Origin of the sequence: Nitrosomonas sp. sh817, assembly GCF_030908545.1 — a bacterium.
Taxonomy (GTDB): Bacteria; Pseudomonadota; Gammaproteobacteria; order Burkholderiales; family Nitrosomonadaceae; genus Nitrosomonas.
Genome location: NZ_CP133083.1, coordinates 1,466,283 through 1,481,402, shown reverse-complemented (window position 1 = coordinate 1,481,402; position 15,120 = coordinate 1,466,283). Strand labels below are relative to the sequence as shown.

Annotated in this window: 11 protein-coding genes; 2 read left to right on the top strand and 9 right to left on the bottom strand. The window is 47.8% G+C overall.

Annotated elements, in window-relative coordinates; translation table 11 throughout:
• Window positions 1–225: 225 nt before the first annotated feature.
• The 3 genes from RBH92_RS06965 to RBH92_RS06955 form a co-directional block, all read right to left on the bottom strand.
• Entirely contained in the window at window positions 226–789 is a 564-nt protein-coding gene (locus tag RBH92_RS06965) for a sigma-E factor negative regulatory protein (protein WP_307933863.1), read from the bottom strand.
• Window position 790: 1 nt separating this feature from the next.
• Entirely contained in the window at window positions 791–1,390 is a 600-nt protein-coding gene (gene rpoE, locus RBH92_RS06960; RefSeq protein WP_292924504.1) for an RNA polymerase sigma factor RpoE, read from the bottom strand.
• Between the two features lie 192 nt (window positions 1,391–1,582).
• Window positions 1,583–1,771 carry a hypothetical protein gene (locus RBH92_RS06955; RefSeq protein ID WP_307933862.1) on the bottom strand — a complete coding sequence of 63 codons (189 nt, stop codon included), beginning with the start codon at window positions 1,769–1,771 and terminating at the stop codon, window positions 1,583–1,585.
• 322 nt (window positions 1,772–2,093) lie between these two features.
• On the opposite strand from RBH92_RS06955, the gene RBH92_RS06950 reads away from it, so the two are divergent.
• Together RBH92_RS06950 and RBH92_RS06945 are read left to right on the top strand one after the other, a co-directional pair.
• Window positions 2,094–2,525, top strand: coding sequence for a hypothetical protein (locus RBH92_RS06950; protein ID WP_307933861.1), 432 nt, complete (start codon window positions 2,094–2,096; stop codon window positions 2,523–2,525).
• 13 nt (window positions 2,526–2,538) lie between these two features.
• Window positions 2,539–9,936 (top strand): calcium-binding protein, encoded by a 7,398-nt coding sequence (locus RBH92_RS06945; protein ID WP_307933860.1) that lies wholly within the window; start codon window positions 2,539–2,541, stop codon window positions 9,934–9,936.
• A 9-nt stretch (window positions 9,937–9,945) separates the two neighbouring features.
• On the opposite strand, the gene rng is transcribed toward RBH92_RS06945, so the two are convergent.
• The 6 genes from rng to aceF all read right to left on the bottom strand — a co-directional run bounded on the left by rng (window position 9,946) and on the right by aceF (window position 15,062).
• The gene (gene rng / locus RBH92_RS06940; protein ID WP_307933859.1) at window positions 9,946–11,400 is read right to left on the bottom strand and encodes a ribonuclease G; all 1,455 of its coding nucleotides are present in this window, start codon (window positions 11,398–11,400) and stop codon (window positions 9,946–9,948) included.
• A gap of 93 nt (window positions 11,401–11,493) precedes the next feature.
• Complete coding sequence (locus RBH92_RS06935) at window positions 11,494–12,111, bottom strand: Maf family protein (RefSeq protein ID WP_307933858.1); 618 nt, start codon at window positions 12,109–12,111, stop codon at window positions 11,494–11,496.
• A 109-nt stretch (window positions 12,112–12,220) separates the two neighbouring features.
• Window positions 12,221–12,691 (bottom strand): 23S rRNA (pseudouridine(1915)-N(3))-methyltransferase RlmH, encoded by a 471-nt coding sequence (rlmH, locus tag RBH92_RS06930; protein WP_307933857.1) that lies wholly within the window; start codon window positions 12,689–12,691, stop codon window positions 12,221–12,223.
• A gap of 12 nt (window positions 12,692–12,703) precedes the next feature.
• A complete protein-coding gene (gene rsfS, locus RBH92_RS06925) occupies window positions 12,704–13,051 on the bottom strand; it encodes a ribosome silencing factor (protein ID WP_292924512.1) in 348 nt (115 codons plus the stop codon).
• Between the two features lie 5 nt (window positions 13,052–13,056).
• A complete protein-coding gene (gene nadD, locus RBH92_RS06920; RefSeq protein WP_307933856.1) occupies window positions 13,057–13,725 on the bottom strand; it encodes a nicotinate-nucleotide adenylyltransferase in 669 nt (222 codons plus the stop codon).
• Window positions 13,726–13,751: 26 nt separating this feature from the next.
• On the bottom strand, window positions 13,752–15,062 hold the full coding sequence (aceF, locus tag RBH92_RS06915; protein WP_307933855.1) for a dihydrolipoyllysine-residue acetyltransferase: 1,311 nt from the start codon (window positions 15,060–15,062) through the stop codon (window positions 13,752–13,754).
• Window positions 15,063–15,120 lie beyond the last annotated feature (58 nt).

Genomic DNA, 15,120 nt, shown 5'->3' with positions numbered 1-15,120 from the left:
TTCTTTGATACTCACCGGACATCAATTTTGTGAGAAATACGAAAGGCTTCTATCTGGATGATCCGTATGATACGTAGATGTGCTCGAGAAATTGTATTGGCGGAGTGCACTGATCATTTTTTATCCAAGCTAACGAGCCTTCCGAAGAAGGTGGTAACTCTTGTGCCCATGCTGCATGTAAACAAATAATAAAAGAATAGAAACAATCCGACTATTATGCCCCCATCATCTCCCATATCTTTCATGATATTCAGTAGCACTGTTTACAGTGGTTACATGTCCTCGCGGAGTTACCCCTGGTGAAAATTCCCGATGAACAAACAGATAGTCATTCATTTCAATGGGCGGATGCGAGAAATTATGAATAGATGGTGGAGTTGAAACCATGGCAGGCGCAACATTCAAGTTACTTTCACGATTGGTTTGTTCAGCAATTAATAAAGTTGGTGGTTCATATATGTTTTGCATCACCAACCATCCGGAAACCATGGCAACGACCGAGGCTGCAATTGAAAAAGCAAATACCTTATATCTTTGTTTTTTAGTATTACTGGTTGAGGTCATTGAAACAACTGGAGAGAAAACGGTGGGCTCGGATTTTAATTTCTTACTGACGCTAGGAGAAATATTCATCGATAGTCGTGATGATTGCCGCAGTGAATCTCCAATTAAATGATAAATTTTCCACTGCTCATACAATTCACCTTCTTCTTTGATCGCAGTAATAACATTTGATATATCCTTCTGTTCAAGCTCACCATCCATAAATGAAGATAACTTATTTTTCACCTTACCACCTCTTGTCTTTACTTGTCCCCAGCAAAGGACGCAATTGTTCAGATATCGCTTCTCGCGCACGAAAAATGCGCGAACGTACGGTCCCAATGGGACAATTCATAATATTTGCAATTTCTTCATAACTTAACCCATCAATCTCTCTTAAGACAATCGCGGTTCTTAACTCCTCAGGCAATGAATCTAAAGTCTGATTAACTGTTTGAGCAATCTGTTGGCTCATCAGTTCACTTTCAGGAGTATTCATTTCCTTTAATAAACCGCTATCCTCGAAGTCATCACCGTCCTCGTTCTCAAAACCTTGCAAGGTTGGCAATTTACGACCTTGAGATACTAGAAAATTCTTGGCGGTATTAATGCCAATCCGATATAGCCAGGTATAAAAAGCACTATCACCACGAAATGAGGGTAACGCTCTATAGGCTTTTATAAAAGCTTCTTGTGTAACGTCCTCAACTTCGGCCGAATCACGTATAAATTGCGACAATAAACGTGCGAGCTTACGTTGATACTTAATAACTAGTAGATCAAATGCATGCTTATCCCCGGCTTGAACTCTTTCTACTAACTGTTGATCGATCTCCCGATCACCCATACAACTTGATCCCTGAGCATTTTGAATGAATTTAAATTTTATACTTGTTACATTATCGGTTACATAATGACACAACAAATCAAGTATACCTATCCAATTCAATCTCGGGAACTAGGTTAACGACGTTACTGGTGACAAAGACAATTAACCCTACTGATAAGTTCACAATTAATCATACTTATTCAGGACGGTTTACTTCCATAATGCCGCTCGACAATCCCGATATACAATCGCAGCTGGCCACATCGACGAGGCAACTACCCCGACGCTGCGCTCGCCGGCAGTATAACTCTCGACCACGATGCACTCCCCGCTCACATTCCTGACTGCTTGCCGCTCGACCAGCAGATCGTTTAATGTCGATGATAGATAGACGCGCATCGATGGGATTAGAAAAATGCCAGTGAAAGAAAAATTCGAGTGGCTTGTCGCGTCATAACGCTTGACAGCGAAAAAGAAAACTCGAGCAATTGCAGCAGTGCTCCATTACGGAAACCATCCCTGCGTAAATTTGATAACTTGCCATGGCAGGCCTTTGATAAAAGAATCATTCATCATAACAATCGCACAAATATTACATCTAAAAATATATTCACTTTAATTTGATTTAGTGCCGTTAGCATTGCATCCTGGTTTGAATGGATAAGCAACGGCGCACTGCGTTCCGCTTAATATCACCTCACACTATCAAGGAATTATCTCTATGAGAATCATTTTTTGGCTGGCATTCGCTTCAACTCTGATCTATGCCTCTTTTTTTACAGAAAAAGACCGCCTGGACAGGGAAGTAAAACGACTTTGCGCGATTGATGGAGGGATTAAAGTTTATGAAACGGTAAAGTTGCCGGCGGAGCGGTTTACTCAACTCGGCTTTATAAGCATTCCTTACAAGGAGATTGCTAAGCCTGAAGATGAATATTATTACGAATCATATACAGACTATTTAATAAGAGGAAATCCAGAATTAGTCAAATATCGTTACTTAGTTTATCGGCAATTCGATCGCAAATTACTCGGAGAAATTACCCATTATGCAAGGCGTGGTGGAGGCGTGCCAGGACCGTGGCATATGCCAGCATTTCGTTGCCCCGAAGAAACGGATGCAGATTTAAACAAGCTAATTTTCACAAAATAACCAGGAGAAGGTCATGGGGCAACAAATTGAATATTTTAAACAAGCAGAATTGGCATTAGCTGCTTATGCTAACTTTACTTCGGATATACCAACTCAAGCTGAGTTGAGAGATGCCGATTTTTCTACTAGTCAAGCAAATATTTTCGCCTCCACCTACCGTATAGCCGATCGTCAATATAACGACCCAATAACCGGCCTTTCTGCAACAGTGTTTATCGACAAAGTTTCCGGAGAAACCTTCCTCGCCGTACGAGGTACTGAGATTAACGATGTCAGAGATTTTGCTACTGGAGTCTTTGATATTATGCTATTTGGCAGTACTCAATTGCATCCGCAATATCATAGCCTTAAAGCTAAAGTTACAGAATGGCTGAACGATGGCACATTATCCCCAACGTTCACTGTCACTGGCCACAGTATGGGTGGTTTTCTGGCGATTGGCTTAGCCGACGATCCGCTTTTTACTAATAATGTTTCTCACGCTTATCTTTTTAATGCGCCGGGATTAGGTGGTTTCACAGGGCCTTTTATCAATACCGTGCTTGACTGGATGGGTCTTGCCCCCGCCTACGATCAATCTAAAATCAGCAATATCATCGCGGCAACGGGTGTCAGTCCCATCGCGGGTCTCGGTTTCGATGTCGCTCCGCCGGTTGACATCATAATCGAAGACCAAATGGCTTCCGATATCAGCAATCCTCCCGGAGCACGCAATCATAGCCAACAAGTATTAACTGATGCCTTAGCCATTTACTCCATTTTTTCGCAACTGGCTCCTAGTCTGGAATTGCCGAAGCTCAGCAGCCTGGTCGACGCATTCGGCTCGACCAAGGATGTCATCGGGGCATCGAACAGCAAAACGCTGGAAGCCGCGCTCGATGCATTGCGCATCATTATTTTGAATTCCGCGGACGGCAAGATTGCATTGGCTGATACTCAGAAAACGGAAACGGGTAATCGCGATAAATTCTATTCAAGTCTTTATGAGCTGCAGAACAGTGCAAAATTTCAAGAACTGGCGGGAAAGGCTCAATTGACGATGCTATCCGATCTATCTCCGGGTGAATTCATTACCAAATTGGAAAGAAATGACCAGCAAGGGCTGGCAGCCCGCTTTGCATTGGTTGCGCTGAATCCTTTTATATTGGAAAACGAAAATCTCGATTACAGCATTTTTAACGGAAGCGATGCATTGGCGCGTTTTGATCCAGTATCGGGGAATGGCGCGTTAACATCCGCGTATTTAGTGGATCGCATGACCATGCTGATTCGCAAGAATTGGTTCAATACCGAGGACAAAAATCCGCTGGATTCATCGGTTACGTTCAGTTCAAACAACCATAGTTTTCAAAACATCAATGATTATTTTGAAGATGTCACTTCCGGTTACAAGATTTCTCAAGGCGAATTAACTGCTGAAACACCGCGTTATTTCTTTGGCGGAGGTGACGCGGACAACCCGGCTGCTTCCGCTGTTGAAGATCACCTATATGGGGGTGGTGGAGATGACACACTGAAAGGCCTTGAGGGTAATGATTATCTGGAAGGTGGGTTCGGGGTAGATACCTATATCATCAATCCCGGTCATGGTACCGATACGGTATTGGATACCGACGGACTCGGTGTCATTCAATTCGGTGCCGTCATCGCACAAGGCAGAAGCGGTGTCGGTAGCAATAAAAACTGGATCAAGGTGGGCGGATCATGGATGGATCTGCAGAACGATTTAGTCTATCTCCTCGTGGCCCAAGAGAACGGATCCAATGATTTGCTTGTAAGCTTTGTCGGCTCCAGCAATAGCGCCAGAGTCAGAATTAAAAATTGGAGCGACGGCAAACTGGGTATCACACTCGGGGATAATGCCCCTGCCGATACGCCGGTTCTGGATCATGTCATTACCGGTGATTTAAAACCCGAAGAACCGATGGATTATGATGAACTGGGTAATCTTATCGTCGGCGCGGAAGAAGATCCTGATCGCGAAGATTTTTTGTACGGCAGCGCTGAGAATGATCATATCCGGGGTCGCGGCGGTAATGACGAAATCGATGGCAAAGACGGCAAAGATAGAATTGAGGGCGGCAGTGGAGACGATATGCTGACAGGCGGTGTTGGCGACGATATCGTGCTGGGAGGTAGCGGCAACGATATCGTTAAAGGGCACTTGCACAACGACCGGCTGTATGCGGACACCGAATACAGTCTGGATACGGCTTATTTGCTGAGCAACACGCAAACCGGAACCGGTAAAAGAGGCGATCTGCTGGATGGTTATACCGGCGACGATACGCTTATCGGCGATGCCGGAGACGACATTTTGATGGGAGGTCACGGCAACGATATTTTGATTAGTCTGGGCGGCGACGATACCATTGAAGGCGACTGCAACATTGAATTGGCGGATCGCGATTGGAAAGTCACGCGATCAACCGATACCAAGGACAAATTAATCACGTACCTCCGGGATTACAAATTCAGCGTGTCACCTGCCGAAACCGCCATGATTTCAGGCGGTGACGATGTAATTTCAAGCGGCGCCGGTAGAGATTGGATTTTCGCAGGCGGTGGTAACGATTTTGTCGATACCGGATCCGATAGTGATGTCACCTTCGGCGACGCCGGCAACGATACTATATTGGGGAATGACGGCGATGATGCGTTATTTGGCGATAATCACCCTAGCAGAGTTGATCCATCGCTGCATGGCAACGATTATTTAAACGGCGGTAGCGGTAATGATCAGCTGATCGGATTCGGGGGGTCCGATTATCTATCCGGCGATGCTGGAAGAGATATCCTGGTTGGCGATGACAATGGAATTTCTCTGCAATTCCATGGCGATGATTATCTCGACGGCGGCAACGATGATGATCTGCTGATAGGCGGCGGCGGTAGCGATACGCTGGTTGGCGGCACTGGAAACGACGGATTATTCGGCGGCGCGGGCAATGATATCTATATTGATGTTGAAGCCGGCGATTTCATCAGCGATCTGGAAGGCCAGAATACGATTTTGCTGGCTGAAACCAACACCGCCATTCCTCAAGCGGATTTTTCAGTTAAATTCAATGCCGATCCTCAGGACTCAGTTGCTGCGACCGCGGCTGCCAATGCCGCAACTTCAGGCAGATTGATGAATCTTGCCTGGTCAGGTGAAACCAGTACTCTGCAAATCTTCCTTAACACCGGTGGCACATTGGATCTGCAAGATGCGCTGTATGGCATGAATGCGCAATTCCAGTTTGATCACGGCCGCAATTCAATCGATTTGGAAGCTTGGGTCAGCGAGAATTTGCATCAAGCGGTTGTTCTGAATTTATCCACCTTTGCCGGAAATACTGAACAGCCGGTTACAAAAGCATACGGCGGCAAGGGCGCTGATTTAATCCAAGGCGGCATCAACAACGACACCATTAACGGCTACGGCGGTGACGATTATCTCCTTAGCGGCGGCGGCGATGACAAACTTATGGGCGGATCAGGCAATGATGCGTTATTCGGGCAAGCCGGCAGCGATTCCTTGCAAGGCAGTATTGGTGACGATCTTCTTACCGGCGGCAGCGGCGATGATATTTTTATGTTCAATCTCGGAGACGGCGCTGACACTATCATTATCGCAACCGCGGATGATGCTGTCGGCGATATGGTGCAATTGGGAGCCGGTATCGCTGCAACGGATCTTCGTTTCTTCAAGCTGGCCGATAGCAGTCTAATGATGCGGATTGCAGGTACTCAGGACAGTATCCTTTTCAAAGACTGGTTTACTCAAGGACCCAATGTCGCAGCATTGCGACTGAGCGATTCTTCACTCATCGATGCCAATAAAATGGCGATGCTCGCAACCGGTATTCTCGGCGGCACAATGGGCGATGACATTCTTACAGGCACGGCCGCCGATGATCATATCGAAGGATACGCGGGTAACGATAGCCTGGAAGGTAATGAAGGTAACGATTTATTACTCGGCGGCGATGGCGTTGATAGCTATCCGTTCGGCTGGAATTCACTCGGTGACGATGTAGTCGTCGAGGATCCAACCGGTGCGAACACTATAAAATTGACCGCAGATACATCACTGAATGATTTACGGCACGTGCGAACCGGTGATGATTTGGTTCTGATGCTACGAGGCGGCGGTACGACATTGACGCTGAAAGATTATTTTCAATCAGAACAAATCTGGAACATTCACGCAGATAATGATGTTGTCGTGGATCTGGCCGAGTGGTTATCCAAACCGAAGCCGACCATCGATATCACGCAACTCAAAACGGATTTCCTGGATGCCGCGCATGCGCAATGGTTAAATGACCTGAGAAATAACGCGGGAGATCCGCATTTTGGTTTATATACACGAATCGATGATACAACTTATCGTGGGCGTTCGATTTCAGAAAATGAAGTCCGCATTGCTGAACAACGCTTTACGATAATCGACACCGTGAATGATGCGCCCACGATTCGCCGTCTATCTGACGGTTTGGATTCGTCCGTCACGACAGTCAATCTCGTCCAACCACCGCCTCTGGAGATACCGGAAGACCTACCGCCGTTCGAACAGCGATTCATTTCTATTCTCGAATGGCATCGGATCACCAACAATCAAGGTCTGCCGATAGGCGTTACCAGCATCAACGGTATGTACCCTGTTTACGATGGCGATATCTTGATAGGCTTCATTGCCGACAACCGGTTTCCGGAAACGCCTGATGCGATCCGGAGTTTCTTGCAAACAACCGTCGCTGTTGATACACAGATCGAGCGTATAGAGGGAAGCGCCGGTGACAATATCATTGAAGGCTTTAAGAAAGGGAATTTTTATCAGTCTAGTAACGGTAGCGGCCACAGCGACTTGATCCGGGGAAGCGAAATCTCACTAATTGACGGTGGTGGCGGGAATGATACTCTCTATGCTTCCGGAACAATTCGATTGAATGATGAAGTGTTCTATTTTGCCGATACAGCGCCGAATCTTGGCGGGTTTCTTTACGGCAATTCAGGAAACGATAAACTGTATGGGAGTTATGCGAGAGATACTTTAATTGGCGGTGACGGCAATGATTACCTGGATGGCCGATTCAGCCAGGACACTTATGGCGTATTTGCAGATGACTCCGGTGTCGATACCATTTGGGATTCCGGAACGCAATTATGGCAAATCAAAAACACCGGCGCCGAAACCCTCGAGTCTTATCTGTACTTAAGTAACCGGCTCGAGCCACGTCCGATCGCACAGGATACTTTGAAATTATTCGGTGTTGACCCGGATCACATTCGCTTTGCTTGGGGACAACGTGTGGTCGAAGGAGCACGTGATTACTGGCAAGGTGCCGTCGAGGAATTTGCCGACGTATTGTACAGCCAAACCGCGCACGCTACCCTTATCATGTCGTGGGCAGGCGGCGGCGTCGAAATCGTTTTACCGAACTCGACCGATTTGCCTGGAATGGGGCTTGAGCGCGTACAGTTTGATGACGGTACGGTACTCACTTTACCGGAATTGCTAGCGCTTGCCGCTCCTGTACCGGAACTGAATCCACAAGATACCGATAATCTTATCGCAGGCCGGAATGAAAATGACGTGATTTATGGCGAAGGTGGAAACGATACGCTGAATGGCAACGGCGGCGACGATGTTCTGAACGGCGGTACCGGCAATGATTTTCTAACAGGCGGCAGTGGTAACGATGTCTACTTGTTCGGCAAGAATTCCGGTCACGATACGGTTAACAGCTATGACACGGGTGCCGGTAAAATAGATACGATTTTACTGGATTATGGGATTTTCCCCGATGATATACGCCTCAGCCGCTCCGGCAATAATTTAGTTCTTACTATTATCAGTAGCCACGATACACTCACTGTCCAGAATTACTTGGAAAACGACGGTATCACGCCCTTCTCCGTTGAACGGATCACATTTAACGAAAATGGTGCAACCTGGGATCTGGCGACAGTCAAAACCAAACTGGCGAATAGTAATCAAGCGCCAGTGTTACTCGCTGCTATCCCGGATCAATCCGCTTTTGAAGGAACAGTGTTTAATTTCTCGATTGATCCCGGCGCATTCATTGACTTCGAGGGTGATACGCTCAGATTTGTCGCCTCACTGGCGGACGGCAACCCATTGCCCGCCTGGCTTCATTTCGATGAAATCACACGTACTTTCAGTGGAATACCGATTACATCGGACACATTGAGCATAATGATCACAGCTAACGATGTTGAAAATTTAGCAGTATCAGACACCTTCGATATCAACATCGCGGCTCAAAATCTTACGCTGAGCGGTACTTCAAAACCGGATATCCTGACTGGCGGAAATGGAAATGACATGCTGAGCGGTTTCGCCGGTAATGATGTGCTGGAAGGCAAAGGCGGCGATGACCGGTTGAATGGCGGAAAAGGCATCGACATTATGACTGGTGGAGCCGGAAATGATATCTACTGGACCGATCATTTAGAAGATAATGTTATCGAATATCCTCTTGAAGGAATTGACATCATTAGATCAAGCATTAGCTACGCACTTACAAGCAACGTTGAAAATCTGATACTTACCGGAACTGAGAAAATTACTGGCAGCGGCAATGAACTGGATAATGAATTGACCGGAAACAGCGCTGACAACGTACTAATTGGGAATGCCGGCAACGACAAACTCGACGGCAAGAGCGGCGCAGATATCATGTATGGCGGCGATGACGATGATATTTACATCGTTAATCACCCGGGTGATTTAGCAGTCGAACCATTTAGCGGCGGCCATGATACGGTAATTGCATCGGTTGCTTACACTCTCGGTGATCATTTGGAAAATCTTACACTTTCCGGTGCTTCAGCGATTGCCGGCGCTGGTAACTCAGAAAATAATGCGATTACAGGAAATAAAGCCGCGAATGACTTGTGGGGCCGGGCCGGAGACGACTCGCTTTTTGGGGATGGCGGCGCGGATACGCTATATGGTGAAACCGGAAATGATACGCTGGATGGCGGGTACGGCAAGGACATCCTCGTCGGCGGCGTAGGAAATGACTCTTACGTTTTCGGGCGCGGATATGGAAAAGATACGATCATCGAAGATGATTCTGCGATTGATACCGCCGATCGAGTGACTTTTTTACCGGCTATCAATCCGGATCAAATCTGGTTCCAGCATATTGGGGATAACTTGGAAGTCAGCATCATCGGTACCCATGACAAATTGATCATCAACGATTGGTATTTAAAATCAAATCCTCTCATTGAACAATTCACGACTGCGAATGGTTTCACGGTACAACATCAGAACATTGAAAATTTGGTGACAGTCATGGCGACTCTCGCGCGTCCGGAAACCGGCCAAACCGATCTGCCTGCGGGGTATGAAGCAGTTCTCGATCCGCTGATTTCAGCTTTGTGGCTGGCATAATGCCAGCCGCTACATCAAAATGACATCGTACTGTTCCTGCGTATACGATTCTTCGACTTGCAGGCTGATCGGTTTCGCGATGAAATCACCCAATTGCGCCAGACTTTGCGATTCTTCGTCGAGGAACAGGTCGATGACTTGCTGGGATGCCAGTATGCGAAATTCGTTGGCTTCGAACTGCCTGGCTTCGCGCAACAATTCACGCAGAATCTCGTAACAGACGGTTTGGGCGGTTCGAATCTCCCCTCGCCCCTGGCAGGTCGGGCAGGTTTCGCACAATACCTGCGCGAGGCTTTCGCGGGTGCGTTTACGCGTCATCTCGACCAGCCCCAGCGCGCTGAATCCGCTGACGGTAATACGGGTCCGGTCTTTTTGCAGCGCCTTATTCAGCTCCGCCAGAACCGCGTTACGATGCTCTTCGGAATCCATGTCGATAAAGTCGATGATGATGATGCCGCCGAGGTTGCGCAGCCGCAGTTGCCTGGCAATGACTTGCGCGGCTTCAAGGTTGGTTTTAAAAACGGTATCGTCAAAATTGCGGATGCCGACAAAACCGCCGGTATTCACATCCATCGTGGCAAGCGCTTCGGTCTGATCGATGATGACATAGCCGCCCGATTTCAAATTGACGCGTTTCGCCAGCGATTTGCCGATCTCTTCTTCAACGCCGTAGAGATCGAACAACGGCCGGTCGCCGGTGTACAACGTCACTCTTTCAGCGATATTGGTCATGTAATTCCTGGCGAACCGCACCAGGCGGTGATAATTTTCACGCGAATCCACCAGAATGCGGCCGGTATCGCCGACGACAAAATCACGGAGCACCCGGTGGCTCAAGTCCAGGTCCTGATACAACAGCATCGGCGCCGCAATCAAGATCGATTGCTGCTCGATATCGTGCCACAGCCGATGCAAATATTCGAAGTCGGCGCGCAAGTCATCTTCGTCCGCCGTTTCCGCCATGGTGCGGATGATATACCCGCCCTTTTCTTCGGGAGGCAGGATTTGCTGCAGTCTTTCACGGAGCATTTCGCGTTCGCTGTTGTCTTCAATCCGCTGCGATATGCCGATATAGGATTCTTGCGGCAAATAGACCAGCAGCCGCCCTGCCAGGCTGATTTGTGTCGAGAGCCGCGCCCCCTTGGTGCCGATCGCATCCTTGATCACTTGCACCAGAATGGAATTGCCTTCATACAGGAGCTTCTCGATCGGCTTGACCACATCTCCCTCTTGCGCTGAATTGCGGATATCGGCTACGTGCAGAAATGCCGCCCGGTCTAGGCCGATATCGACGAAAGCCGATTGCATGCCCGGCAGAACCCGGCTGACGCGGCCGTTATAGATATTCCCGACGATACCCCGGCCGCTGGTGCGTTCGATATGTAATTCCTGCGTCACCCCTTGTTCCAGAATTGCCACCCGGGTTTCTTGCGGTGTGATATTCACCAGAATTTCATTACTCATGCCAGTGACGAATTATTTCCAATAAATCAATTGAGTGATTTCGAGCGTGCATTTCAATTTTTGGTATTTTATAACGTGCGATAAATTGCCTGATCAAATGATTGTTATACCCGCTTCCTCCAGTAACTGCGCGGTTTCATAGAGGGGCAACCCCATAATCCCGCTGTAACTGCCGGAAATATCCACGATAAATGCTGCCGCCATCCCTTGAATCGCGTAAGCGCCCGCTTTATCAAGCACATGATGATTGGTTACATAATTCCGGATTTCTTTTTCACTGAGTTCACGAAAGCGGACTGTCGATGTGGATAGCCGGATTTGCAAAACATCGTTTACCGCGACGCTTATCGCGGTCATCACTTGATGCGAGCGGCCGGACAAGGTTTTCAGCATTTCCACGGCATCCTCTTTATCGCGCGGTTTCCCGAGAATGCAACCGTCTATCGTCACAACGGTATCGGCCGCGAGCACCGGAAAAATCGGCAGGCGCCGTTGCAACACTTTATTCCAGCCTTCACTGGCTTTGGTTCGTGTAATCCGATAAATGTAATCCGTTGGCGCTTCGTTATCGAGTGGTTGCTCATCAATGTCGATAGCGCGGCCAGCGGTTTCACGCATCATCAATAAATTAAATTTCACGCCGATTTGTCTCAACAATTCGCGCCTTCTGGGGCTTCGTGAAGCGAGGTATATTTGATTATCAAGAAACATAAAGAGAGCAAATTACAATCAAAGAAACATTAAGTGGCGGTTGCGATCAATCAGTTTTTGCATCTTACAATGAAGAGAATTGTTCGTGATTCACGGTAACTGCCAATAATCAATCCCGGTGATAGGGATGATTCTTGATAATCGATACCGCGCGATATAATTGTTCCGCCAGCAATACCCGGGCGAGCCCGTGCGGCAAAGTGAGTTTCGACAGCGCGATCAATTCGTTACCGGCGCTTTTGATATCGTGGTGAAGACCATCAGCGCCACCGATCACAAACGCCACCGGATCGCCGCGAACCATCCACTCTTGCAGAGCGAGCGCAAATTCTTTGGTGGACCGATGCTGACCGCGTTCATCGAGTACTTTGATTTGGCATTGCGGCGGCATCGCGATCTTGATTCGCTGATATTCTGACGATAATAGCTGCTCGATCGACTTTCCGGCGGTACGTTTTTCGGGTTTCACCTCAATCAGATTGATCATGATTTCTCTTGGCAGCCGCTTGATATATTCGTTATAACCGCTGTTGATCCAGTCAGGCAACTTATTTCCCACGGCAATGATGAATAGTTTCATGATTGCCAATTATCAAGCGGTATCGGATGAAACCGCAACCTGGCCCGACCATAAAGCCTTTAAGTTGTAATAATCACGAATGGCCGGCAGCATGATATGCACGATTACGTCTCCCAGATCGACCAATAGCCATTCTCCGGTTTGTTCTCCTTCCACGCTGTAGACCCTACCGCCGGCGGCCTTGATTTTTTCTTGCACGTTGCCCGCGAGCGCTTTTGCTTGCCGGGTCGAATCGGCGCTGGCAATAACAATGTATTCAAACATAGAAGTGATTTTTGCGACATCGATCACCTCAATATCGCGCGCCTTGATTTCTTCCAGCGCATCAATCACATGGGTAATAAGTTCTTTAGAATTCATATTGTTCAGGTATATAACCGGTTGCTTTTAATATAGCCGAGCACCTTCTCCGGAAGCAGGTAGCGAGCACTTTTACCGGTGGAAAACAATGTTCGGATTTGCGATGCGGATATCTCCAGCATCGAAGTCTGTGCAGTATAGATGAAACCGCTGGATTGAAGGGCTAAATCAGAGCCGTTCACGATATGGCGGGAGAAAAGTTCCTGCTGAACGGCGGCAGACAATTGCCGGGTTTCTCTCAATGAAGTAAAGCCAGGGCGAGGGACAATAATAAAATGGCACAAATTGAATAATTCCGGCCATTCGGTCCAATGATCGATCTTAGTGAAAGCATCGATCCCCAGAATAAAACAAAGTGCGGCATTATCCCCTGCTTCATGTTGATATTCCCGTAATGTTTGCACCGTCGCCGTGACACCCGGCCGGTTGATTTCCCGGGTATCCAATTCGAATCTCGGATTATCCTCGATTGCCAGACGCACCATTGCTGCGCGATGATCTCTGGATGCTGCGGGCGCTTGCCGCAAACGGGGAACGCCTGAAGGTACAAAGGAAATTTTGCGGAAACCGATCATGTCGCACAGCTCTTCGGCAATCCGCAAATGACCGAAGTGGATCGGATCGAATGTGCCGCCATAGATGCCGGTTAAAGGCAGTTTATTGATAATTGGCACCTTTTATCAATAACAATGCGAAATCATCAGAGTAAAGCCAGGCGCATATCGGTCAGCACTTCCGACAAATGCGTTGTAAACCGTGCTGCGGTGGCGCCATCAATGACGCGGTGATCATACGATAGCGATAATGGCAGCATTAAGCGCGGAATGAATTGATTGTCACGAAAAACCGGTTTAATACCGGCTTTTGAAATCCCTAAAATAGCAACTTCCGGCGCGTTAATAATCGGAGTAAACGCAGTCCCTCCAATGCCGCCGAGACTCGAAATGGTGAAACTGGCGCCTTGCATGTCGGCTGGCTTGATTTTTCCTTCCCGGGCCAGCGACGATAACCGGGTCAATTCCTCCGCAATCGTGATAATTCCTTTCTGATCGACATCTTTAATCACCGGCACAACCAGGCCATTGGCGGTATCGACTGCAAAACCGATATGATAATAGTGTTTGATGATCAGATTGAGTTCACCCTCGACATTTCTATCCAACGATGCATTGAATTCCGGAAATTTCTTCAGCGGCGCCACCAATGCTTTCATTAAAAAAGCTAAAAGCGTCAGTTTCACCGGACTGGTTTTGGCATGCTCATTCGATTCTTTTCGTAAGGCTTCCAGTTCCGTGATATCCGCTTCATCAAACTGGGTGACATGAGGAATCATCACCCAATTCCGATGCAGATTGGCGCCGGAAATTTGTTTAATGCGCGTCAGTGACTTGATTTCAATCGCACCGAATTTTGCAAAATTAACTTGCGGCCACGGCAGCAAATCCAGTGCGGTTCCATTGCCATTTGTCTTGGATTTTGCAAGCTCGGCTTTCACGTACGCTTGAACATCTTCTTTTAGAATGCGATGTTTAGGGCCACTGCCCGTCACCAAGTCGAGATTCACGCCAAGTTCCCGCGCAAAACGCCGGATCGACGGGCTGGCGTGCGCTTTGGAAAAAACAATGCGAGTGGTTGCGACTTGTTGCGGTAGCGGTTTGGGTATTTCTTGAGCCGCTTCCGGCAGGTTTGCCGGTGCGGATAAAGCAGTATCCGTTTGCACAGAAATTGTACTGGCTTCAAGTTGTCCAGCAGCCTCCGTTTGCGTATCCCCAGTTATCTCAATGGCGAGTATGGCATTACCTTCGGATGTCTTGTCGCCGGCTTTGACAAATATCTCCTTGATAACTCCCGCATAAGGCGAAGGGATCTCGATGGTGGCTTTGTCGGATTCCAGCGTTATCAGCGAATCTTCCACACTGACGGCATCGCCGGGCTTCACCAGGATATCGATTACCGGAACGTCTTTAAAATCACCGATATCAGGAATTAAAACTTTTTTTATTTCCGCCACAGGTTATCCCTCGAAAAACTCATCTAACAACGAAGCCTCTCGTTAATTCAATCAAGAA